Origin of the sequence: Leeuwenhoekiella parthenopeia (assembly GCF_020782115.1) — a bacterium.
GTDB lineage: Bacteria > Bacteroidota > Bacteroidia > Flavobacteriales > Flavobacteriaceae > Leeuwenhoekiella > Leeuwenhoekiella parthenopeia.
Window position 1 is genome coordinate 12,098 of sequence record NZ_JAJGMW010000014.1, and the last position, 22,108, is coordinate 34,205.

The 22,108-nt window shown below is 41.6% G+C and carries 17 protein-coding genes; 9 read left to right on the plus strand and 8 right to left on the minus strand.

The window, feature by feature from the left end; all coding sequences use genetic code 11:
- The first annotated feature begins 29 nt into the window (after positions 1-29).
- A complete protein-coding gene (locus LLW17_RS11335) occupies positions 30-1,037 on the plus strand; it encodes a hypothetical protein (RefSeq protein WP_228230380.1) in 1,008 nt (335 codons plus the stop codon).
- 88 nt (positions 1,038-1,125) lie between these two features.
- On the opposite strand, the gene LLW17_RS11340 is transcribed toward LLW17_RS11335, so the two are convergent.
- From LLW17_RS11340 to LLW17_RS11350, 3 genes are all read right to left on the minus strand, one after another.
- The gene (locus LLW17_RS11340; protein WP_228230381.1) at positions 1,126-1,854 is read right to left on the minus strand and encodes a Two component regulator three Y domain protein; all 729 of its coding nucleotides are present in this window, start codon (positions 1,852-1,854) and stop codon (positions 1,126-1,128) included.
- Between the two features lie 395 nt (positions 1,855-2,249).
- Positions 2,250-2,981 carry a leucine-rich repeat domain-containing protein gene (locus LLW17_RS11345; protein ID WP_228230382.1) on the minus strand — a complete coding sequence of 244 codons (732 nt, stop codon included), beginning with the start codon at positions 2,979-2,981 and terminating at the stop codon, positions 2,250-2,252.
- 156 nt (positions 2,982-3,137) lie between these two features.
- The gene (locus tag LLW17_RS11350) at positions 3,138-3,806 is read right to left on the minus strand and encodes an alpha/beta hydrolase (RefSeq protein ID WP_228230383.1); all 669 of its coding nucleotides are present in this window, start codon (positions 3,804-3,806) and stop codon (positions 3,138-3,140) included.
- Positions 3,807-3,910: 104 nt separating this feature from the next.
- Between LLW17_RS11350 and LLW17_RS11355 the strand changes: the two genes are divergently transcribed.
- The 8 genes from LLW17_RS11355 to LLW17_RS11390 all read left to right on the plus strand — a co-directional run bounded on the left by LLW17_RS11355 (position 3,911) and on the right by LLW17_RS11390 (position 11,741).
- Complete coding sequence (locus LLW17_RS11355; protein ID WP_228230384.1) at positions 3,911-4,336, plus strand: PaaI family thioesterase; 426 nt, start codon at positions 3,911-3,913, stop codon at positions 4,334-4,336.
- A 1-nt stretch (position 4,337) separates the two neighbouring features.
- Positions 4,338-5,453 (plus strand): chorismate-binding protein, encoded by a 1,116-nt coding sequence (locus tag LLW17_RS11360; RefSeq protein WP_228230385.1) that lies wholly within the window; start codon positions 4,338-4,340, stop codon positions 5,451-5,453.
- A gap of 103 nt (positions 5,454-5,556) precedes the next feature.
- A complete protein-coding gene (gene menD / locus LLW17_RS11365; RefSeq protein ID WP_228230386.1) occupies positions 5,557-7,275 on the plus strand; it encodes a 2-succinyl-5-enolpyruvyl-6-hydroxy-3-cyclohexene-1-carboxylic-acid synthase in 1,719 nt (572 codons plus the stop codon).
- 74 nt (positions 7,276-7,349) lie between these two features.
- A complete protein-coding gene (locus tag LLW17_RS11370) occupies positions 7,350-7,691 on the plus strand; it encodes a DUF2853 family protein (RefSeq protein WP_228230387.1) in 342 nt (113 codons plus the stop codon).
- A gap of 133 nt (positions 7,692-7,824) precedes the next feature.
- Positions 7,825-8,673: a CvfB family protein gene (locus LLW17_RS11375; protein ID WP_228230388.1), complete on the plus strand. Its 849-nt coding sequence runs from the start codon at positions 7,825-7,827 to the stop codon at positions 8,671-8,673.
- Between the two features lie 38 nt (positions 8,674-8,711).
- Complete coding sequence (locus tag LLW17_RS11380; RefSeq protein WP_228230468.1) at positions 8,712-9,551, plus strand: 1,4-dihydroxy-2-naphthoyl-CoA synthase; 840 nt, start codon at positions 8,712-8,714, stop codon at positions 9,549-9,551.
- A gap of 143 nt (positions 9,552-9,694) precedes the next feature.
- Positions 9,695-10,216, plus strand: coding sequence for a PH domain-containing protein (locus tag LLW17_RS11385; protein ID WP_228230389.1), 522 nt, complete (start codon positions 9,695-9,697; stop codon positions 10,214-10,216).
- Positions 10,200-11,741, plus strand: a complete 1,542-nt coding sequence (locus LLW17_RS11390; protein ID WP_228230390.1) for a PH domain-containing protein — start codon at positions 10,200-10,202, stop codon at positions 11,739-11,741. Before LLW17_RS11385 ends, LLW17_RS11390 begins: the two co-directional genes overlap by 17 nt.
- Here LLW17_RS11390 and LLW17_RS11395 read toward each other — a convergent pair whose 3' ends face one another.
- From LLW17_RS11395 to LLW17_RS11415, 5 genes are all read right to left on the minus strand, one after another.
- Positions 11,742-14,153, minus strand: a complete 2,412-nt coding sequence (locus LLW17_RS11395) for an alpha-ketoacid dehydrogenase subunit alpha/beta (RefSeq protein WP_228230391.1) — start codon at positions 14,151-14,153, stop codon at positions 11,742-11,744. It lies immediately after the preceding gene.
- A 217-nt stretch (positions 14,154-14,370) separates the two neighbouring features.
- On the minus strand, positions 14,371-17,214 hold the full coding sequence (locus LLW17_RS11400; protein ID WP_228230392.1) for a gluzincin family metallopeptidase: 2,844 nt from the start codon (positions 17,212-17,214) through the stop codon (positions 14,371-14,373).
- Positions 17,215-17,310: 96 nt separating this feature from the next.
- Positions 17,311-18,000, minus strand: coding sequence for an LOG family protein (locus LLW17_RS11405; RefSeq protein WP_228230393.1), 690 nt, complete (start codon positions 17,998-18,000; stop codon positions 17,311-17,313).
- A 28-nt stretch (positions 18,001-18,028) separates the two neighbouring features.
- A complete protein-coding gene (gene uvrA / locus LLW17_RS11410) occupies positions 18,029-20,860 on the minus strand; it encodes an excinuclease ABC subunit UvrA (RefSeq protein ID WP_228230394.1) in 2,832 nt (943 codons plus the stop codon).
- A gap of 105 nt (positions 20,861-20,965) precedes the next feature.
- Positions 20,966-22,042: a DNA topoisomerase IB gene (locus LLW17_RS11415; protein ID WP_228230395.1), complete on the minus strand. Its 1,077-nt coding sequence runs from the start codon at positions 22,040-22,042 to the stop codon at positions 20,966-20,968.
- Between the last annotated feature and the right edge of the window lie 66 nt (positions 22,043-22,108).

Consider the following 22,108-nt stretch of genomic DNA (forward strand, 5'->3'; position numbering starts at 1 on the left):
CGCAATTTTACAATCTAAACCCGGACATTATGAAATTAAGATTACATCTCTTAGGCTTTTTTGCTCTAATGGCAAGCTCGCTAACAGCACAGAAGCTGGAATCTAAAGGTTTTAAGGATTACTTTCCTATAGCCGAAAGACCCTTCCTCGCCGGAGGAAGTGGTAACAATGCGTATGAACGTATTTTGCTGGAAGCCAAGCCTGTCGTGTATTACAGTATTTATAATGACATTCGTAGTGCGCTTAACAGGGATACCATTACTAATGGTGATGCGGTTTACCTGAGCATACAGCCGCATTTGCGTATTTATGATGAAAATTCAAAACCGGTTAAGACACCCTCTTATAAGTTTTTCATCGGCTGGCAATCGATCATAAAGACCGAAAATGACAATTTTCTTACGGCTGCAATAGAATCAGGTCATTATTCTAATGGACAGAGTAAATCGGCCTTCAGTACACAGTTTGCAGATAATAGTCCGGAAAGCAGCGCATTGTATGACGATATTACCGATGATACCGATCTGTCGGCCCTGCTGAATCGCGAGTCCGGTAATTTTTCAACCAATCTTACCCGCCTGTCGCTCAATTACCGCATCAATACTTTTGACGCACGTAACTATATGCAAAAGTCCAGTTCGTTTACGCTTACTTATCAGCTCTATCACAATAGATTCTTAGGAGCTTTTAATTTCGGAGGATACAATCCTGAAGACATTGCTATTTATGGCAGGCATCAGGTTGAAGCAGGTTATGAATACACCGCACACTTTAATCAATGGAGGTATAGTGTAACCCAAAGACTTTACTGGCATCCTGATGTACATCCTTCTGCAGATCCATTTCGTTCAGAAACCAGCGTTTCGTTATATCCCTGGGATTCTGATTTTGGTTTGATGGCACGCTTTGCATTTGGTTATGATGATTATAACTACCGTTTTGTAGACAGTTATCCGCGATTTTCAGTAGGTCTCACCTGGGATTGGTTTACACCTTTTGTTATCAAACCAACAAAATTACAGGTTGAAGAAAAGTAAAATGCCTAAAATAAGAAAGCCCGCACTTGCGCGTGACAGGCTTACTTGACCAACTTAAAACTAAATAATTATGATTTGGGGTATCGTTTTATTCGTTTGAAGCTATAGAAGCTTTGGTTTCAAAAGTGCTGTTGTTAAAAGCGTAACCGTCAGTATCTTTTTCAAAATTATTGTCGGCTAAGGCAATGGTAGCTAAATTGGCCATAGCATCAAGACCTTGTGGAATAGCCCCGTACATTTCGTTATTAGATAAATTCAACTCTTTAAGATTTTGAAGTTTTAAAACTTCTACAGGAAGCTGACCACCAATGTTATTATCAAAAAGATTTAAAACCTGAAGGCTGGCAAGGTTTGAAAGTTTATCACTTAAAGCACCGCTCAGATTATTACTGGTAAGCATTAACTGCTCTAATTTATTCAATTGGTAAATAGACTCTGGTAACTCACCTTCTAAATGATTGCCATTTAAAACTAAAACTTTAAGGTTTTTAAGATTGCCTATTGAAGAAGGAATAGTACCCTGTAATTTATTGAAGAACATTTCAAGTGTTACAAGAGACTCCAGATTACCAAGAGACTCAGGTAGTTTTCCGTTAAGATTGTTCATACTAAGGTTAAGTCCTACAACAGTGTTATTTACAACACGCACACCATACCAGGTAGAAACATCTGCATTCAAATCCCAGGTTTTATTCCACTCGGCGCCATTTGTAGCATTGTATAAATCAATCAAAGCTTGCTTTTGAGAGCTATTAACCTCAGCAACAGCGTTTAAACTTAGAAAAGCAACTGCGATAAAAGTAATAATTGATTTCATATTGGACTTGTTTAATTGTTCTATGGCGTAAATATAATACCGTTTAACCTTTAAATGCAAATATATTCGTTGAAATACACAATCTGAGAACGATTTTTTCAATATAGTTAATTAGTACAAGTATAAAGATATTATTTTTTAGGTTTTTTTAGAAGTTCAGCTTTTCTAATAGCCGACGTACGACAACTATAAATAGATTAACGCGCTTTTTATTTAGGAAAAAACTTACAAAATATTTAAATTTTCTACTTAAAATAAGAATATTCTTACAATTTAAATTAAGCTAATCTATAAACGTACCTCTTGTGGATTGTTATTCGCAAAAAAAAAAGAGTCCGGCAACCACCCCGGACTCTTCAACCAACTAAAAACTAACACGAAACAAAAAAACTAATCTAGTACGAGGCCATTATAATCGCGTGAGATTTTTGCGGACGCTCATTAAGGAGTTTTTGAAATTCGCTTTGATTTTGAAAATTGTTATCAAAAAGAATAAGTGATTTTAAGTATGATGCTTCAGCCAGATCACCGGGTAAGCTTCCGGTAAAGTTATTGGCTGCTATATTCAGTTCCTGAAGTTCTTTTAAACGAAGCAGGGCAGCAGGAAAACTTCCGCTAAGGCAATTATCAAATACATTGAACACTCTGAGCTTTCTTAACTTAAGTATGTTGTTGCTTACCGTACCCGTAAAATGGTTACTGGCCAGTAATAAAACTTCAAGATTTGTCAGATCATATATATATGACGGAATTTTTCCGTCAAAATGATTTGCATTTAAAACAAGACGTCTCAAATTTTGAAGTCGATACAATGATTGAGGCAATGCGCCTTCAAGCTTGTTAAAATACAATTCGAGAAAAAACAGGTTTGACAGGTTACCCATGCTTTCCGGTAAGCTGCCTGTGAGGTTATTGCGGCTAAGATTGAGTCCGGTAACGTGATTATTTACAATACTAACTCCGTGCCATTGAGCAGGAGGTAAGGAAGTATCCCAGGTTATAAACCAGTTAGGGCCGTCAGTTGCATGGTAAAGATCTAGAAGTGCTGCGTGCTCAGATTTGGGAATTTGAGCAATCAGCTTTACAGACATAAAAAATGCCGTAAGCATAAGTAGGTATCGGTTCATTCAAGTTGGGTGGGTTTGTTATGTTCCTCTAAGATACGTGGATATATCTTTTATCTGCAAATAAAATCGACGAAACGCACAAACATTTAACTAAATCCCTGAATTCTAACTATTAGGGTATCTCTGAGTTAGTACCAATTTAAAAAGGAAACCGAATTATTTTTCAGCCCTGCCTGTTTCTTCAGCCAGTCTCTTAAGACTGTTTTCGTCAACCTCATGACCGCCGTCATAACGAATCACCCTGGGTTCTCGGCCAAAAATTTCACGTGCATACTCCATTTCCGATTTCAATCGATCTTCGGTAATGAGCGGATCTTTTGCTCCATATACCAGTACGGGAGTAGAAGTAACTAATTCTTTAAATGAATTTATATCAAAGGATCTGGGAATGCTGCCCGAATGTAAAATGATTTGATCACAATTCAGATTTCTGGAATGCAGACAGCGCATGGCCACGGAAACACCCTGAGAAAAACCCATAATAATCAGACGCCTGTTAACCTTAAGTTTAGGCTTTAACTCTTCTTCGTACAAAGCCTCAAGGTAGGCGTGGTTGTTGTTTATACCCTGCTCCAGATTTTCACGGGTAAGCCAGCAGGCGCCCACATATTTATAGCGTTTATCCTGGTAATATAGGGAGGTTGCCTGTGGTGCAATGATATAGTTTTCGGCAGGATTGAGCATTTCAAAATGCTTAATGAAGTAGCGGCTTAAATGTCCCAGACCGTGAAAAACCAACCAGATATTCTGTGTATCTGCTGTAAACGTGTTGCATGTCTCATAACTGTTGGTCGTCCTGTAGCTAACGGTTTTTTCTTCGCTCATCCTGTATGATTAAGTATCTTTACCTGCCTGCGCAAGTTACTAAAAACTGATTTTTGAGCGCCGCTTGTGTATAACCCCATAACTTTAAATTATTTATCTGCTTTATGAATAAGGATACCAAAGAATTGCTTTTAGAGAAGGCCAATGCCATTTGCCGAAATACGCTTATGGAAACCCTTGAAATTACTTTCGTAGATGCAGCTGAAGATTTTTTAGTTGCCCGAATGCCCGTAAATGCGCGTGTGCATCAGCCTGATGGGGTGTTGCACGGTGGTGCTTCGGTAGCTTTGGCAGAAAGTGTAGGCAGTGCTGCCAGTTTTATGTTTCTCGACGCCGAAAACTTTATGATAAGAGGTCTTGAGATTTCGGCTAATCACGTAAAAAGTATCAAAACAGGTTTTGTTTATGCTAAAGCTTCAATACTGCATAAGGGCCGTACGACACAACTCTGGCAAATACGTATTACCAATGAAGAAGATCAATTGATTTCTCTGGTAAAACTTACCACAATTGCTTTACCCAAATCCTGATATGAACATCACAGTGCTCTTCAGTCAATTGCAGGAAAACATTCTTGAGCAAAAGCCGTTTGTGGCATATCGCAAACCTTCAGATTCAAGTATCAAATACCTGTCTCAGGAAGGTGATCAGGTTCATTATACAGAAGATTTCACCGAAAGCGGTTTTGTCTTTGCTCCCTTTAATTCAAATGACAAGGCGGTATTGATTGCAGGGAATCCTGCTGCAATTGCTTTAGAAGATTTTGAAGAAAGCCTGCCGGAAATACCATTACCATTAAACTTTTCGCTTAAAGAACAGCAGCAGCATATAGGTATTGTGGAAGAAGCGGTGAAAAAAATACGTGAAACCGGTCTGCAAAAAGTAGTGTTGTCACGCAGGCAGAAGGCAACTGTTGCAGATACATCTCCGGTAACTTTGTTTAAAAGATTGCTTCAAAAATATCCCAATGCCTTTGTGTATTTATGGAGTCATCCCCAGGTAGGTACATGGCTTGGGGCTACGCCCGAAACTTTGGTATCTCTTAGCGGCTATCATTTTGAAACCATGGCGCTTGCCGGTACCCAGAAGTACGAGGGCGATCTTGATGTAAACTGGGGTTTTAAGGAGCAGGAAGAGCAGGAGCTGGTAACTCAGGATTTGGTTTCAAGACTGAACACATTTGATCTTAAGAAGATAGAAATCCGGGAGCGGGAAACCTATAGAGCCGGTAATCTTCTGCATTTAAGAACCTGCATATCCGGAAGCTTTAATCGTGCTGATTTCGATTTATCAAAACTCATAAAGGCTTTGCATCCCACCCCTGCAGTGTGCGGATTGCCCCGCGCTGATGCGCAAACTTTTATAGAGCACTATGAAGGTTACAACCGTTTATTTTACACGGGTTTTTTAGGGGAGTTAAATATCCTGAAAGACAAATCGAAGCCTCGTAACCGCCGTAATGTAGAAAATCTGGCTTATAAAACACTTACTCCCGAAACCCGACTTTTTGTGAATTTACGCTGTATGCAATATCAGGCTCCAGATAGCCTAATCTATGTGGGTGGAGGGATCACCAAAGATTCTGTAGCCGGGGATGAATGGCAGGAAACGGTAAATAAAGCACAAACCATTGCCAGTATTCTCTAGAGCTTTTGCTTTGTTGTAAATTTGTTACTGGTTTTCTGATTTTTTAAGAACGATCAGAAAATTCCTGTTGCCTTAAATTTTACCGGCAGATTAATCTGTTTATATGAATTACTCAAGTATACCTATCGCCCAGTCTGTAGTTTTGTTATGCCTTGAAAAAGGCGTAGACCATGTTGTGATCTCACCGGGTTCACGTAACGCGCCCCTAACCATTGGTTTCACGCAGCATCCCGACATTAAAACCTATAGTATCGTAGATGAGCGGGCTGCAGGCTTTTTTGCTTTGGGTCTGGCTCAGCAGTTACAAAAACCGGTAGCTGTGGTTTGTACTTCAGGAAGTGCGGTACTCAATTACTATCCTGCGGTTTCTGAAGCCTTTTACAGTGATATTCCGCTGGTGGTTATATCTGCAGACCGGCCTATTGAACGTATTGATATTGGCGATGGGCAAACCATACGCCAGCGCAATGTGTTTGAAAACCACATTTTATACTCAGCTAATTTGTATTCTGAATTTGTTGCCGAATTTACCATTGAGGACAGTAAATTCAATCAGAAGCAGCGCGAGGCGACCAAGCATAACCAGCAGGAAATCAATAAGGCACTTAATGAAGCTATTGTAAATCAGGGTCCTGTGCATATTAATGTTCCGTTTTATGAGCCTCTTTACAACACCACGACCAAACGTCTGGTAGATCCCATAATCGTTGATAAGGAAGTTAAGATCCAGGAGCTTACTACAGAGCAGTTAACTCCATTTGCCGAAAAATGGAATGCTGCAAAGCGAAAAATTGTTTTGGTTGGCGTTTTGCAACCCGATACTATTGAACAGCATTTTTTAGACCAACTAGGGTCTGATCCCAGCGTATTGGTATTCACCGAAACCACTTCAAATCTCGATCATCTCAACTTCTTTACCCGTATAGACAACATTATTGGTTCTCTGGATGCAACCGGTTTTAAGGCTTTACAACCCGATATTCTCGTAACCCTTGGAGGAATGGTGATTTCCAAAAAAGTAAAGGCTTTCCTGAGAAACTATCAGCCTAAAGAGCATTGGCACGTAGATCCTAAAAAAGCTTATGATACCTATTTTTGTTTGAATAAGCATTTTAAAGTGCCGGTAAATCATTTCTGGAAGCAGTTTTTGGCAAATACCCGGGTACAGACAGAAAATGAATACCAGCATTATTGGCTTAACATACGGGAGCGTCGGGATCTGATGCATAAAAAGTATATTAACGAGATGCCCTGGTGCGACTTTAAAGCCTTTGATCTTATATTATCGCGTTTGCGTCCTAAAAGTATGCTTCAGCTGGGAAATAGTTCTACAGTGCGTTATGTTCAGCTTTTTGATATTGATAAAAGCCTCAAGGTCTATTGTAACCGGGGTACCAGTGGTATTGACGGCAGTACTTCTACAGCCGTAGGAGCCGCCGTGGCAAGCTCATTACCTGCAACACTTATTACCGGCGATCTCAGTTTCTTTTACGATAGCAATGGCCTGTGGAATCAATATATCCCCAGAGATTTTAAAATAATACTCATCAACAACAGCGGGGGAGGAATTTTCAGGATTTTACCGGGAGACAAATCGTCTAATGCCTTTGAGACCTATTTTGAGACTACTCATGACCTTAATGCTTCGCATCTTTGCGCTATGTTTGGCTTTGAATATTTCCACGCAGACTCTGAGGTTTCTTTGGCTCAGGCTCAGGAGGCTTTTTACAGGGAGACTAATAAACCGGCTTTACTGGAGATAAAAACTCCGCGTACGGTAAATGATGAAGTGCTGTTAGGATATTTTGATTACATCAGATAAGTTTTGGATTAAGTTTCGATTTTTCTGTATATTTAAAATCTTTAAACTTAAATAATTAAAAACTTCACATTAGTATGAGCAAAAGAGATGAAATGATCGCAAAATATGCGGCTGATTTAAAAGAAAAACTAAATCACGATGCCGATATGGATTTGTTGACCAAAGTTACCATTGGTTGTGGTCCTTCAATTTACAATAAAGACTCTTCGACGATTTCAGCAGGTAGCGAAAGCGAGCTTGAAACAGTAAAGAATAACTTCCTCATTAAAAAGTTAGGATTGAGCGATGGTCCAAAATTGATGGAAGGTATTCATAAAGTTTTAGAGGACTACGGCAAATCAAACCGCAACAAATACCGCGCGGTAGTTTACTATCTTTTGACCAAGCATTTCGGTAAAGAAAGCGTTTATAACTAAGCCGCATTTCAACATATATAGGAAGCCGCCCTTTTTGGGCGGTTTTTTTATGACGGCTTCTCAGCATCATAATGCAGGGTGCCGGTCGTTAATCCTTCATTTTTTCCTAATTTTGACAACCTAAATAAAGAGTATGCTGGCACTGGGAGAATACCACACTATGATTATTGACCGCGATGTAAGTCCCGGATTATATTTACGCGATGCAGAAGGAAATGAGGTGCTGTTACCCGGTAAATATGCCCCCGAAGGTTTTGAACTTGAAGACGAGATCAATGTTTTTGTATATCTGGATAATGAAGAACGTCCTGTTGCAACAACCCTGCAGCCTTATATTCTAAAAAACGGATTTGCCTATCTGGAGTGTACTTCAGTAACTAAAATTGGCGCGTTTGTAGACTGGGGTCTTGACAAAGAACTTTTTGTACCCTTTTCCAATCAGGTAACTGAAATGCGGGAAGGCAGCTGGTACGTTATTTATATGTATCTCGATGAGCGAACAAACCGCCTGGTAGGTTCATCAAAATTCAATACGTATCTTAAGAATGAAGCTGTTGATGTGGCCAAATTTGATAAGGTAGATCTGATGGTTTCTCACTTTTCAGAATTTGGAGCCCACGTCATCATCAATGAAAAATACCAGGGTCTCGTTCATAAAAACACCATTTTCGAAGACATCAGGGTGGGAGACCGCCTGCCCGGTTATATAAAACGGGTTAGGGAAGATAATAAGATTGATGTTTTGCTTCAGCCCGAAGGCTACAAAAGCGTTGAGCCTAATGCACAGTTTATTTATGATGAACTTAAGCGCAACGGCGGGAGTCTGCCGGTTCACGACAAAAGCTCGCCAGAAGACATCAACGCCTACTTCGGTATCAGTAAAAAGCTATTTAAAAAAGCCATCGGCGCTTTGTATAAAGACAAGCAGATAGAACTTACCCCAACCGGAATCAAACTTACCGGAAACTCTCAAAACGATTAATTTTTTCGCTTTTGCGAAAACTAAAGCGCTATACGATCATGCAGCAACCCGATTGGAAAACCGTTAAAGAATACAGTGACATCACCTTTAAAAAGGCTGATGGTGTCGCCCGAATTGCATTTAACCGTCCGGAAGTGCGTAATGCATTTAGACCCAAAACCACTTCAGAACTGCTGGATGCTTTTCACATCGCACAGGAAGACATTTCTGTGGGGGTGATTCTGCTTTCTGCTGAAGGCCCTTCGCCCAAAGACGGCGTCTATAGTTTTTGCAGTGGAGGTGACCAGAAAGCACGTGGGGATCAGGGTTATGTAGGCGAAGATGGGTATCATCGTCTCAATATTCTTGATGTGCAACGTCTTATTCGTTTTATGCCCAAAGCGGTAATCGCAGTTGTTCCGGGTTGGGCAGTAGGAGGTGGGCACAGCCTGCACGTGGTTTGCGATTTAACCCTGGCCAGCAAAGAACACGCTATTTTTAAACAAACCGATGCCGATGTAACCAGTTTTGACGGGGGTTACGGATCTGCATATTTAGCCAAAATGGTAGGGCAGAAGCGGGCCCGGGAGATTTTCTTTTTAGGCCGCAATTATTCCGCTCAGGAAGCCTATGAAATGGGGATGGTCAATGCCGTGATACCTCACGACGAGCTGGAAGCTACCGCATACGAGTGGGCTCAGGAAATTTTGGCTAAATCGCCTACTTCCATCAAAATGCTCAAGTTTGCCATGAACCTTACCGATGACGGCATGGTTGGCCAACAGGTATTTGCCGGTGAAGCTACCCGACTTGCCTATATGACAGAGGAAGCTAAAGAAGGTCGCAATGCATTTCTTGAAAAAAGGAAGCCTAATTTTGATAAAAAATGGATTCCATAGGTAAGAAATTGGTTTGATTCGGGTATTTTTAAGAGATTAAATTCACTTTTACCCGATTACCGGGATTTCTAAAGTGTTTTCTTGTATCTAAAACTTGCTGTCAAATTGGTTTGGCAGCGGTTTGTCCTAAGACCATTTAACCTATGAATACCACCTTTACCAATACTCAAATTGATCTTGATAGCCTGCCTGATTATCAGGAGATACATTATACAGGAGTTTCTGTAAAGCGCTTTTACAAAGTACTTTGTATTCAACTTATTTTTTTTATTGCGGTGACGGTGGGCTTATTTTTCCTGCGTGAAGTGACCGATGTTCCTTATCTCATTCCGGGTCTGGGAGCAGGTATTATTTTGTTTTTTTTGTCTGCCGCCGGGTATCAATATAAATTACAGCAAACTTTAGGTTATGCAATACGCGAGCGGGATATTGCGTATCGCAGGGGGTTTATTTTTGAGAAAACAACGGTTATTCCTTTTAACCGTATTCAGCATATTTCAACATCTGCGAGTGCATTAGACCGAATTTTTAAAATTTCAAGCCTCAATATTTTTACCGCAGGAGGCTCGGGTAGCGATATTGACATCCCCGGGCTAACGCCGGAGCTTGCTGCCCGTCTAAAAGTTAAGGTCGCCAATCATATTATTGATGAAGATGATGCATAAGCCTTTTTCACAGCCGCAAACACAGTCAAAACTGGGTATTATTTTCATATTTCTGGGGCAGTCTGTAAAATTTGTACGCATTTTTGGTGCAGCGGTAATCTATTTCTTCTTAAAAGGTTTTGAAGCAAATTCAGAGCTTGTAAGCATTGCTTTAAGCGTTTTGATAGGTGTTCTGCTCCTGTTGTTGGGCTTTAGTTATTTGTCGTTTCAGCGATTCCGCTTTTATATAGATTATGATAACCGTGAGTTTATTCTGCAAAAAGGAGTTTTTAATACTGAAGTAATAAGTCTTCCCTTTTCAAAAATTCAACAGGTTTATTTTAGACGATCGCTTCTACAACGTTTGATAGGAGTGTACAGTGTTATTCTCGATACTGCCGGAAGCAGTGCACAGGAAATCAATATCAAAGCGCTCTCCGAATCTGAGGCTAAGGATTTACAACAAATTCTGATGGAAGAAGTAACTGCCCAAAAACAGCAGGAAACTAATGATGTTGAAACCACGGCAGATCAGGAATCAGGGGAGGATTCGGTTGCTGTTCATAAGCTTTCGGTACTCGCGTTACTCAAATTAGGTCTTACCAGCAACTACTTCAGAGGTGTCTGGCTCATCCTCATTTTTCTGGGATCACTTTATCAGCAGTTTGGGGAATTTGAGCTTATTGAAGAATCGCAGTATCGCGAGGGCATACGAGGATATTTTGAAGCCTACAGTAAACCCGTAGAACTACTGGTGCTTACCGCTCTTGTCTTTGTAGCCATGTTCATTTTGGGGATTTTTATATCGAGCATCGAGATCTTTATAAAGTATTTTGACCTGGCATTGAAGCAAACCAAAGATTCTCTGGAGCTTGAGATGGGTCTTAAGACCAATACCAAAGTAAGCTTAAAACCCAGAAGGGTGCAATTGATGCGCATAGTGACTAATCCCATGCAAAAGCGTCTCAACCTTAATGAGGCTCAGATTGCAATTGCAAGCAGTCGTGATGACCTTCAAAAATCTCAAATTAGTATTCCGGGAATGGAACGGATGCAACTGGAACGGGTTAAAAAGTTTCTGTTTACCTATCGCATGCGTCCCGGCCGGGTGTTTAAACCGGCTTATATTCTCTATTTACGACTTATAATTATAGCCGGTCTTCCACTGGTGCTTACGGCTATTGTAGGCTCTGTTGTAGTGCCTAATTATATGGTAGAAATAGGTCTGGTGCTTCTTGTGATTTATGCAGGACTCGTTTTACCCTATCAATTTTTTTGGTACAAAGCGCTTTCATTAGAAATCACACCTGAATTTGTAATTAAACGCAAAGGGGTATGGACGCAAAAAACCGAAATTCTGGAGTTGTATAAGTTGCAATCTGTAAGCGTAACCCAGCCCTTTTGGTACAAACGCAGAGGTTTGTATAACTATACCTTTCATACTGCCGGTGGCGATATTTCGTTTCCGGTTACCACTTCAAAAATGCAGCGCTATATCAATTATGCCTTATACAGGGTAGAAATTGATAAAAAGGCCTGGATGTAATTATCGAATTGCAGGATATTGCTGCGGATTTACCTCGCGCATAATCTCATAAACCTTTTCAAATATATCTTCTGTGGAAGGTTTAGAGAAATAATCTCCATCTGTTCCATAAGCCGGTCTGTGGGGTTTGGCGCTCAGCGTTTGCGGGGCACTATCCAGATATCGGAAGGCTTTTTGCTCATCAAGAATATGCTGCAACAGGTAAGCTGAAGCACCACCCGGCATATCTTCATCAACAACAAGAATACGATTGGTTTTAGCTATACTCTTAACGGTATCGTGATTGAGATCAAAGGGCAGGAGGGATTGTGCATCAATTACCTCACAGCTAATTCCCGAAGCCTGAAGCTCCTTCGCAGCCTGTTCTACCAAACGCAGGGTGCTTCCGTAAGAGAGAATGGTAATATCATTTCCTTCGCGTACTACTTCAACCTCACCTATAGGCGTAGTAAACTCTCCTACATTACTGGGCAATTTTTCCTTTAAACGATATCCGTTAAGGCACTCTATGATTACCGCAGGTTCGTCGCTTTTCATCAGCGCATTGTAAAATCCGGCTGCCTTAGTCATATTTCTGGGCGTTAGAATATAAACCCCTCTGAGCAGTCCTAACAAAGCACCCATTTGTGAGCCACTGTGCCAGATACCTTCCAGACGATGGCCGCGCGTACGCACGATAAGAGGAGCAGTCTGTTTACCATGGGTACGGTATCTTAAAGTTGCCAGATCGTCACTTAATGTGGCAATAGCATATAAAATATAGTCCAGATATTGTATTTCGGCAATTGGACGCAGTCCGCGAAGCGCCATACCTATTCCCTGTCCTACAATCGTAGTTTCGCGAATCCCGGCATCAGCTACCCGCAGGCTGCCAAATTTATTTTGTAAACCTTCTAATCCCTGATTAACATCTCCAATAGTACCGGTATCCTCTCCAAAGACCAGGCTCTCCGGATATTTGGTGAATAAGGCGTCAAAGTTGTCTCTGAGTATGATACGCGCATCAACAGTTTTGGCTTCGGCATCATAATGTGGTGCTACCGCTTCAATTTGCGTGGCTTTGTGCTCATATTCATTGTAGAGATGACTGCTGTAATTTTTTTGCTCTTTTGCAATGTAATTATTTACCCAGTCTTTGAGTGCGGTGATACTTTCGCTTTGCTCATGTGCTACAAAGCGCAGTGCTTTGCGCGCTGCGACCAGTACATCTGTTTTAAGAGCGTCTTTCTCGTCTACTAAAGTCTTTTTGATTGGATTTATAAACTGACCATTTGAGCTTTCTTCGATAAGATTGTCAAGGAGTTTAACTACTTTTTTCTTTTCGTCTTTCACCGGGTTAAGAAAAGCATCCCAGGCTTTGCGCTTGCCTTCACGCACGTTACGCTTAATTTGCTTTTCCAGTTCCTGTAACTCATCGTCTGTGGCGATCTGGTTATCAATCATCCATTCGCGCATCTTCACATTACAATCATGCTCGCGTTCCCATTGCAAACGGTCTTTGCTCTTATAGCGCTCGTGAGATCCTGAGGTGGAGTGTCCCTGAGGCTGGGTTAGTTCGGTAACGTGCAGGAGAACAGGTACGTGCTCTTCGCGAGCGATTTTACCGGCCTGTTCAAAAGCATCAACCAGTGCCGGATAATCCCAGCCTTTTACGCGAATGATTTCAAAACCGGCTTCATTTTCTGTTCGCTGAAAACCACTCAGGATTTCAGATATATTTTCTTTGGTAGTCTGGTGTTTTGCGTGTACCGAAATACCATAATCGTCATCCCAGATACTAATTACCATAGGGACCTGTAAAACTCCGGCTGCGTTTATGGTTTCAAAAAACATACCTTCAGAAGTACTGGCGTTACCTATGGTTCCCCAGGCAACTTCGTTTCCGCCTTGCGATAAGCCTTCCTGATTTATGCCTTCCACATTTCTAAAAATCTTGGAGGCCTGTGCTAACCCAAGCAATCTGGGCATTTGACCTGCAGTAGGAGAGATGTCCGCACTGCTGTTGTATTGCTCTAAGAGGTTTTTAAGTTTTCCGTTGTCGTCAAGGCTATGTGTTCCAAAATGACCACCCATTTGCTTACCTGCACTCATAGGATCGCAATTGATATCAGTATGAGCATAAAGACCTGCGAAGAAATTCTCTATGGTAAACTCATCTATCGCCATCATAAAGGTCTGGTCGCGGTAATAGCCCGAACGCCAGTCTCCTTTTTTAAAAGCCTTTGCCATGGCTAGCTGGGGCACTTCTTTACCATCGCCAAAGATCCCGAATTTAGCCTTACCCGTGAGTACTTCGCGACGTCCCAATAAACTACATTCCCTGCTGGTGACAGCAATCTTATAATCGTTTATTACAGTAGCTTTAAAGTCTTCAAAAGAAAGTTCTGAAATAGGCTCTGGCGTTGTTTGCATATGGATGATGTCGTTTTTGTAAAAGTACAGAAAAATCCCACTACATACAATTCAATAATTTTTTAATAAAATGATAATTTTTCAATAAAAACCAATTAAAATGATTTTTAATCAATATTAACAGGTTTGGGTAAGTTTTTAATGCGATAATGCAAATTAAGCGTCTGTCGCTAAACGGGGTAACAGGGGATTTAGAGCAGCTTCTAAAATAAGTGTATTAATACCACTTTCTGGTGAAAAGCTTTAGCATCGTGCGCAGATCGAGCGTTACAATAAAACGAATCTTTTGATCGTAGTCGGGCTGCGCGATTTCCCAACCCTTAGAAGAATAAACGGGAAAGAATAATTCAAAGTAATCTTCCACCAAAACTGTACGTATACCGCTATCGTATAAGAAACGGGCAGGATCACCCTCATTTTTAACCAAACCGAAGTCTACATAGCCGTGTATGAAATTCCAAAGGGTAGTACTGGCATTTACAGAAGTAATCCATTGGTTTCCAAACGGGGTATCGAGTTTTGATTTAAAACCACCTTCGGCGATAATAAGTTGCTGACTATAAATACCGGTATCCTCAGAGCGTCCGTAGTAATTGTAATTAAAGAGATAATCGGTAGGACGGTCCAAAGCAAAGCTGAAATAATCTCCCTGAGAGCGGGTATCATTGTAAAGAAAGGTTCCACCGAAAAATCGCAGATCCAGTTGGCGGTTGTTTAAAAATACCCTTCGGTATTTAGCCGTAACCGAGAATTTGCTAAACTTTTGAGACAGCTCAAAATCTGCATTGTAACTCAAAGAATTAATGATTCCCGGACTGCTGTTTGTATATTGAAAATTAAATACACTGTAGTTGGGATCGTCGTTCTGTATTACATTAGATTCGTCGCGATACACATTTATATTCCTTATCGTAAGGTATTGCCTGCGATCTGATCTGAAATCGGACTCCCGAAACGCAAAGGTCAAAAACGGACTTAAAGTCTTGTACAAGGCATCAGGAGCATAGGACGAAAGGGAGCCTCCCGCACCAAAACGAATGGCAAACAGATTACCTTCGTCCAGATTCTGAGTATAGCTGAAACCGGCACTACCGGTTAGCTGATTGGATTTAAGGCCATACTGGGGTTCTATTTTATAACTAAAAGGCTTCTGCAGGATGGTTTTGTTATACATCTTGGCTCCCAGCTTTATTCCGTCATAAAAGTTGTATTCTGCAACCGGCATAAAGAATACCTGGTTTTTAGCCGGGTCTTCAAGATCCTGAAAGAGCTTAAATTGAAAAGGCTTATTTATTCCTAAAAAGGGATTGACTTTTTTATAGTTATTCCGTCTGTTAAATTCAGGTATAAAACCTTCCTCATTTAAAACCACCCGATCTGCTCCTGGAGCATAGATCACAGTGTCTTTTTCTCCAACAAAAGGCTCAACCCAGGTCTTTGAGATGATACTGTCTTTATACATTGCATAAACCGGTACAGGAACTTTAGCCTTGGTTTTATTGCGCACCTCAATTGCGATGGAATCGCCCTGAGGTTTTACTTCGTTAAATTTAAAATCTATGGTTTTGCGTGTGCTTACAAAATCGTCGAAAAACCAATCCAGATTCTTTGGTGCTTTTTCACGCAGGATGGCTTCAAATGCTTTTGAAGAGGTAAGCCTGAGTTTATTTTGACTGTAAAACGCATCGATACTCTCTTCAACGATTTCATCAGACAGGTATTCTGATAGATAATTGAAGCCGCTTCCGGCCTTATAGGCGTTAGCAATATTCTTATTAAACTTGATGAGCGAGTCACTAGGGGTTGTCAAGGGCTGATCGAGATTCATACGTGCCATATGCAAATACAACAGGTTGAACTGCTCATTAAATTCCATCTCAGAAAGATGAAATTGTCTGGCGACCCAATACCGGTTTAAGGTACCCACTACTTTAAGATTGGGGTAGAAATGATCCATATACTGCATCATCGTGTACATCTTGATGGCATCGGAGATCCAGCGGTCTTTACGCGGATTGATGTAGAGCGTACGATCTATATAATTATCTACGGTCGTCTTTAAAATTTTGAGTTCGTACTTGAAATCTTCAGGAAACGGACTCAGAAAATCGGGAAGCTGATTGAGACCGTAAACCGGATTATCGCGATAGTCAATAACCGAAATTACCAGTTTGTCGAACGGATAGTCGCCCAGCTTTTCGGTCAAAAAGCCCGTAATCTTATCGATGATGATGGCTTCACGTTCCGGGATGACTTTTTTGTCTTTGATATTGGTAATTACCATAAACGCGTCGGTCTCGGTGATATCAAATTCTGATTTTTTCCGAAGGTAAATGGTGGTATTGTTGCGGTTGTCACCTTCCAGATGTACGGTTTTAAACTGGGTATTAGCCGAAAGCTCTTCGGGCTGGGTATCGAGTTCGTTGATTAATTGAAAGTCGCTCTGAAAGGAGAAGTCAATCGAAAAATCGGTAGGAGCCATATACAGGTCATCCAGGTTTTTATTGCTGTAGTACTGCCATTCCCCGTCGTAAACTGCAGGAGCTATAAACCAGTATTTTAAATTGTAATCTCCGTTGTTCAATGCACCATAACCTGTAAACCTGCTGTCCGGTACACGTATGTTATAGTGCATTTTGATTTTCTGAGACTCGCCGGGCAACAGCGGCTTATTCAGGTTTACTACCAGTATATCTTCAGCTTTAGGGAGTCTTTTGAATTCCAGATTTCTGAAATTTTCATCAATGATGTTGTTGATCTTTGATGAACCGCGGTCTTCCTCAGGGGCCAAATGAAATCTTCGGTCGTAATTCTCCTCAAAACGCACCCCAAGTTCGGAGCGCTTGGAAGCAAAACTGTTTGCCCAGTCATTAAAATAAATAACATCAAGGGTATCTGAAGAAGTATTGACAAAGCTTACATCTTGTTGGATGGTTAAAAGCCGATTCTCTTCATCAAGGCGCACCGCGATATTCAGTTTGTTCTGAGCTATCCCAAATTCGGGCAGCACAAGCAACACCAGTAATAACGTCAAAGAAAACGCATTAAAGGATTTTTGCATAGAACAGAAGTTTGGGGTTATCAGAATAACAATAGAGTTTCAGATTATGTATCAATTAGTATACCTAACGCAAAACGGGAGTCTTTGGTTTTAATTTTAAAAATTTGGACTCAATTTATACTCCTTGTAGAAATTATTGAGCACTTCAAGAACTTCGTCTTCCGTATCTACTAAATATAAAAGATCAACATCTCCCGGGCTTATGGTTTGAAAGGTATCAAGCAGTGTGTTTTTGATCCAGTCAAAAAGGCCCTGCCAGTATTCGGTGCCTACAAGAATGATTGGGAACCGGTCAATTTTGTGAGTTTGGATAAGTGTGATCGATTCAAACAATTCGTCAAGCGTACCAAAACCTCCCGGAAGCACCACAAATCCCTGTGAATACTTTACAAACATCACTTTACGCACAAAAAAGTAATCAAAATCGATACTCTTGTCGCTGTCGATATATGGGTTGTCGTGCTGCTCAAAAGGCAGATCTATGTTTAGTCCCACCGAAGTTCCTCCGGCTAAATGAGCTCCTTTATTACCGGCTTCCATAATACCGGGACCGCCGCCGGTGATTACGCCATAACCGTTTTCGACGATTTTTTCGGCGATAGCCACAGCCAGCTTATAATATTTTTCATCAGGTTTGGTACGTGCGCTACCAAAAATGGAAACACAAGGCCCTATACGGCTTAGTTTTTCAAATCCGCTTACAAACTCGCCCATAATTTTAAAAATGGCCCACGAGTCGTTTGTTTTTATTTCATTCCAGCCTTTTGGCTTACTTTCATTTCTCATAATACGATAATCTCAATTTTAAAGCGGCTCAATTTAATTCATTTCGAAGGAATTTTGCCGTGTAGCTCTTCTTATCTTTTGCGACTTCTTCAGGAGTACCGCTGGCGACGAGCTGTCCGCCGTTTTTTCCGCCCTCGTAACCAATATCGATGATGTGGTCTGCCATTTTTATCACATCCATATTGTGCTCGATGATAAGCATGGTATTGCCCTTATCGGTCAGTTTATTTAAAACATCCATCAGGATGCGTACATCTTCAAAATGCAGACCGGTTGTGGGTTCGTCGAGAATGTAAAAGGTATTTCCCGTATCGCGTTTAGACAATTCAGTTGCCAGTTTGATGCGCTGTGCCTCGCCACCCGAAAGCGTCGTAGACTGCTGTCCCAGCGAAATATATCCCAATCCCACATCCTGAATGGTTTTCAGTTTCCGGAAGATTTTCGGGATGTGTTCAAAAAACGGTACCGCCTCGTCAATGGTCATCTCCAGCACATCGGCAATACTTTTGCCTTTATACCGAATCTCTAGCGTCTCGCGATTGAAGCGTTTCCCCTGGCAGGTCTCACATTCCACATACACATCGGGCAAAAAGTTCATTTCAATTACGCGGAGTCCGCCACCTTTACAGGTTTCACAGCGTCCTCCAGCCACATTAAAGCTGAAACGTCCCGGTTTGTAACCACGTATTAGGGATTCCGGGATTTTAGCGAACAAATTGCGTATTTCACTAAATACACCGGTATAGGTCGCCGGGTTGGAACGCGGGGTTCTACCTATGGGTGACTGGTTGATGTCTATCACTTTGTCACACTCGTCAAGGCCTTTGATGCTTTTGTAGGGCTCCGGTTTTTTGACGCCGTTAAAGTAATGCGCATTCATAATAGGATAGAGGGTCTCATTGATGAGCGTAGACTTACCACTGCCCGAAACACCGGTTACCACGGTCATTTTGCCAAGCGGAAATTCAACATCTACCTTTTTAAGGTTGTTACCTGTAGCGCCTTTGAGTAAAATTTTCTTACCGTTACCTTTTCGTCTTTTTTCAGGAACGGCGATTTCTTTTTCGCCGTTTAAGTACTGTGCGGTAAGCGTATGCTGTTGTAAAAGTTGCTTTGGAGTGCCCTCGCTGATGATTTCCCCACCGTGTTTCCCCGCAAAAGGGCCAATGTCAATCACATAATCGGCACGCTCAATCATATCTTTATCGTGTTCTACTACGATAATGGAGTTACCTATGTCCCGAAGTGAAATCAACGAATTGATCAGCTTTTCATTATCGCGCTGATGCAAACCTATACTGGGCTCATCTAAAATATACAGCACCCCTACGAGCTGCGAACCAATTTGCGTCGCCAGGCGTATACGCTGCGCCTCACCGCCCGAAAGGGATTTGGAGCTTCGGTTTAGAGAAAGATACGTAAGGCCCACATCTACCAAAAACTGAATACGAGTATTGATTTCCTTTAAAATTTCAGTAGCGATTGCGGTTTGCTTTTCGCTTAAATGTTTGGGAAGTTCCAGAAACCAGTCTTTGAGCTCCAGAATATCCATATTTGCAAGCTCGGCTATATTTTTTTCGCGTACGCGGAAGTATAACGACTCTTTACGCAGTCGCGATCCTTCACACTCGGGGCAAACCACTTTTTCCATGTATTCTTTTGCCCAGCGTTTGAGGGATGCCGAATCATTCTTGTGATAGGTGCTTTCTATAAAATTTGCAACCCCTTCAAAATCAATTTTATAATTGCGGGTGACCCCCAGAGTTTTTGATTCTACGGTAAACTTTTCGTTTCCGCCATACAGAATCATATCCATCGCCTCTTTTGGGATGTCTTTTATGGGATCAGTCAATTTAAAGTTGAAGCGTTGTGCGATGATTTCCAGCTGTTTGAAAATCCAGTTGCTTTTTTGATTTCCGTGGGGTGCAAGACCGCCTCCTTTGATTGAAAGTTTAGGGTCCGGAATAATCTTATCTACATTTACCACGCGCAACGTACCTATGCCATTACATTTAGGGCAGGCACCTTTGGGTGAATTGAAGGAAAAATTATTCGGCTCGGGGTTGGGATAGGATATTCCGGAAGTAGGACACATCAGGCTACGGCTGAAATAGCGTGCTTCATTGGTATCGTGATCAAGCACCATCATCACATCTTCCCCGTGATACATCGCGGTATTGATGGTTTCCAGGATGCGCTTGTCAATATCCTGATTGTCTTCGATTTTTAAACGGTCAATTACAATCTCGATATCGTGCGTTTTGTAACGGTCAATTTTCATGCCCTTTACAATATCACGCACTTCACCGTCTACACGAACTTTCACAAAGCCCTGTTTGGCGATTTGCTCAAAAAGTTCGCGATAATGACCTTTACGACTGCGAATAACCGGTGCCAGCACATTGATGCGTTTGCCCTGATATTCGGTTTTGATAAGATCTTTTATTTGCTCATCGCTGTAGCTTACCATTTTTTCACCGGTCTCGTAACTGTACGCGTCACTGGCGCGCGAGTAGAGCAGGCGTAAAAAGTCGTAAATCTCTGTTATGGTACCTACGGTAGAGCGCGGACTTTTACTGGTTGTTTTTTGCTCAATCGCAATAACGGGGGAGAGCCCCTGAATTTTATCAACATCAGGTCGCTCGAGTCCACCCAAAAACTGGCGGGCGTATGCTGAGAATGTTTCGATATAGCGGCGTTGCCCTTCGGCATAGATGGTATCAAAAGCGAGCGAACTCTTTCCGCTGCCCGATAAACCGGTTATCACCACTAGTTTTTCCCGCGGAATCTGTACATCGATATTTTTAAGATTATGGGCGCGGGCACCATAAACCTCAATATATTCTTGTGTTTCTGCCATTTTCTTTTTCAAGTGTGCAAAGGTACTGTAATTGCGTGAAATTTAGTAGTCAACCCCAAACGGACTTAGTAGAAATCCGTGTTACGAATAGGTTAAAAATGTAGTTTAAATAGAAACCTCATAGTTGCTGAGCATTTCTGCAATAACCTGTTCGGTTTTGGAGAAATTCTTCCGGTTTCTGAGGGATTTGTCTTTGAGTTTGTCAAAATATTTGGTGATGCTTCCGTCCTGATAAGCTTCCGGAATTACCGGATGTACATAGTAGTCACGGCACACACTGCGGGTATTGCCTAATCCCTCTGCTGTGGCATCGTAAGCTGTGATCAGGTTTTTAGCGTTTTGCTTTTCATCCTCAACATAACCCAGATCCCTGAGCGATTCAAAAAAGATCTTGGTCGCTGCCCAGGTTCTGAAGTCTTTTGCTGAAAACAGGTCGCCGCTCAGCTCGTGAATGTACTCATTAACCATCCCGCTGTCGATGTGATCTTTGTTTCCGTTTTCGTCATAAAACTGAAACAAATCCCAGCCGGGTATATCCTCACATTGATTGACCAGCTCGATAAGCTGTTCGTCGGTAATGGCGATGTCGTGCTCTTTTCCTTTTTTGCCTACAAACTTAAAGCGCATACCGCTTTCGGTTGTTTTTACGTGCCGGGTGCGCAGGGTTGAAAGTCCGTAGGTCTCATTATGCTTGGCATAGTAGGCGTTTCCCACGCGTATATGTGTTTCTTCCATAAGCCGAATGACCAGTGCCAGAACTTTACGCCGTGTCATTTCAGGAGCATCAAGGTCTGCATCAACCTGTTTACGCAATTGGGGTAAAACATTGGCAAAAGCAGCGAGTTTTAAGAATTTGGTTTCGTTGCGCAACTTATTCCAGCTCTCATGATAGAGGTAGACTTTACGGTCTTTTTCGTCACGACCTACCGCCTGTAAATGTCCGTTTTCAGGTTCTGATATCAGCACATCCTGCCAGGCCGGCGGAATCACCAACTTTTTTATACGCTGCAATAGCGGCTTTGATTTTATAGTAATATCATTTTTGCAATAGCGAAAACCCTTGCCGTGCTTTTTACGGCAAATGGTAAGGTGCTCATCGGTCACGTAAATGAGATTGGCGAGTTTAGCAGCCTCTTGCGGGCTGTCGAGAATATCCTTAAGGGTATCTTGGGTAATGGTCATAATCCAAATATAGCATCAATTAGCACCTCGCGTTACTAACGAAATGATAATAAAACTGGCTCTTCT

Bases quoted from the DNA above. Each gene is read 5' to 3' on its own strand.
- LLW17_RS11335 (WP_228230380.1), top strand. From the start codon at position 30: ATGAAATTAAGATTACATCTCTTAGGCTTTTTTGCTCTAATGGCAAGC.
- LLW17_RS11340 (WP_228230381.1), bottom strand. From the start codon at position 1,854: ATGAAATCAATTATTACTTTTATCGCAGTTGCTTTTCTAAGTTTAAAC.
- LLW17_RS11345 (WP_228230382.1), bottom strand. From the start codon at position 2,981: ATGAACCGATACCTACTTATGCTTACGGCATTTTTTATGTCTGTAAAG.
- LLW17_RS11350 (WP_228230383.1), bottom strand. From the start codon at position 3,806: ATGAGCGAAGAAAAAACCGTTAGCTACAGGACGACCAACAGTTATGAG.
- LLW17_RS11355 (WP_228230384.1), top strand. From the start codon at position 3,911: ATGAATAAGGATACCAAAGAATTGCTTTTAGAGAAGGCCAATGCCATT.
- LLW17_RS11360 (WP_228230385.1), top strand. From the start codon at position 4,338: ATGAACATCACAGTGCTCTTCAGTCAATTGCAGGAAAACATTCTTGAG.
- menD (WP_228230386.1), top strand. From the start codon at position 5,557: ATGAATTACTCAAGTATACCTATCGCCCAGTCTGTAGTTTTGTTATGC.
- LLW17_RS11370 (WP_228230387.1), top strand. From the start codon at position 7,350: ATGAGCAAAAGAGATGAAATGATCGCAAAATATGCGGCTGATTTAAAA.
- LLW17_RS11375 (WP_228230388.1), top strand. From the start codon at position 7,825: ATGCTGGCACTGGGAGAATACCACACTATGATTATTGACCGCGATGTA.
- LLW17_RS11380 (WP_228230468.1), top strand. From the start codon at position 8,712: ATGCAGCAACCCGATTGGAAAACCGTTAAAGAATACAGTGACATCACC.
- LLW17_RS11385 (WP_228230389.1), top strand. From the start codon at position 9,695: ATGAATACCACCTTTACCAATACTCAAATTGATCTTGATAGCCTGCCT.
- LLW17_RS11390 (WP_228230390.1), top strand. From the start codon at position 10,200: ATGAAGATGATGCATAAGCCTTTTTCACAGCCGCAAACACAGTCAAAA.
- LLW17_RS11395 (WP_228230391.1), bottom strand. From the start codon at position 14,153: ATGCAAACAACGCCAGAGCCTATTTCAGAACTTTCTTTTGAAGACTTT.
- LLW17_RS11400 (WP_228230392.1), bottom strand. From the start codon at position 17,214: ATGCAAAAATCCTTTAATGCGTTTTCTTTGACGTTATTACTGGTGTTG.
- LLW17_RS11405 (WP_228230393.1), bottom strand. From the start codon at position 18,000: ATGAGAAATGAAAGTAAGCCAAAAGGCTGGAATGAAATAAAAACAAAC.
- uvrA (WP_228230394.1), bottom strand. From the start codon at position 20,860: ATGGCAGAAACACAAGAATATATTGAGGTTTATGGTGCCCGCGCCCAT.
- LLW17_RS11415 (WP_228230395.1), bottom strand. From the start codon at position 22,042: ATGACCATTACCCAAGATACCCTTAAGGATATTCTCGACAGCCCGCAA.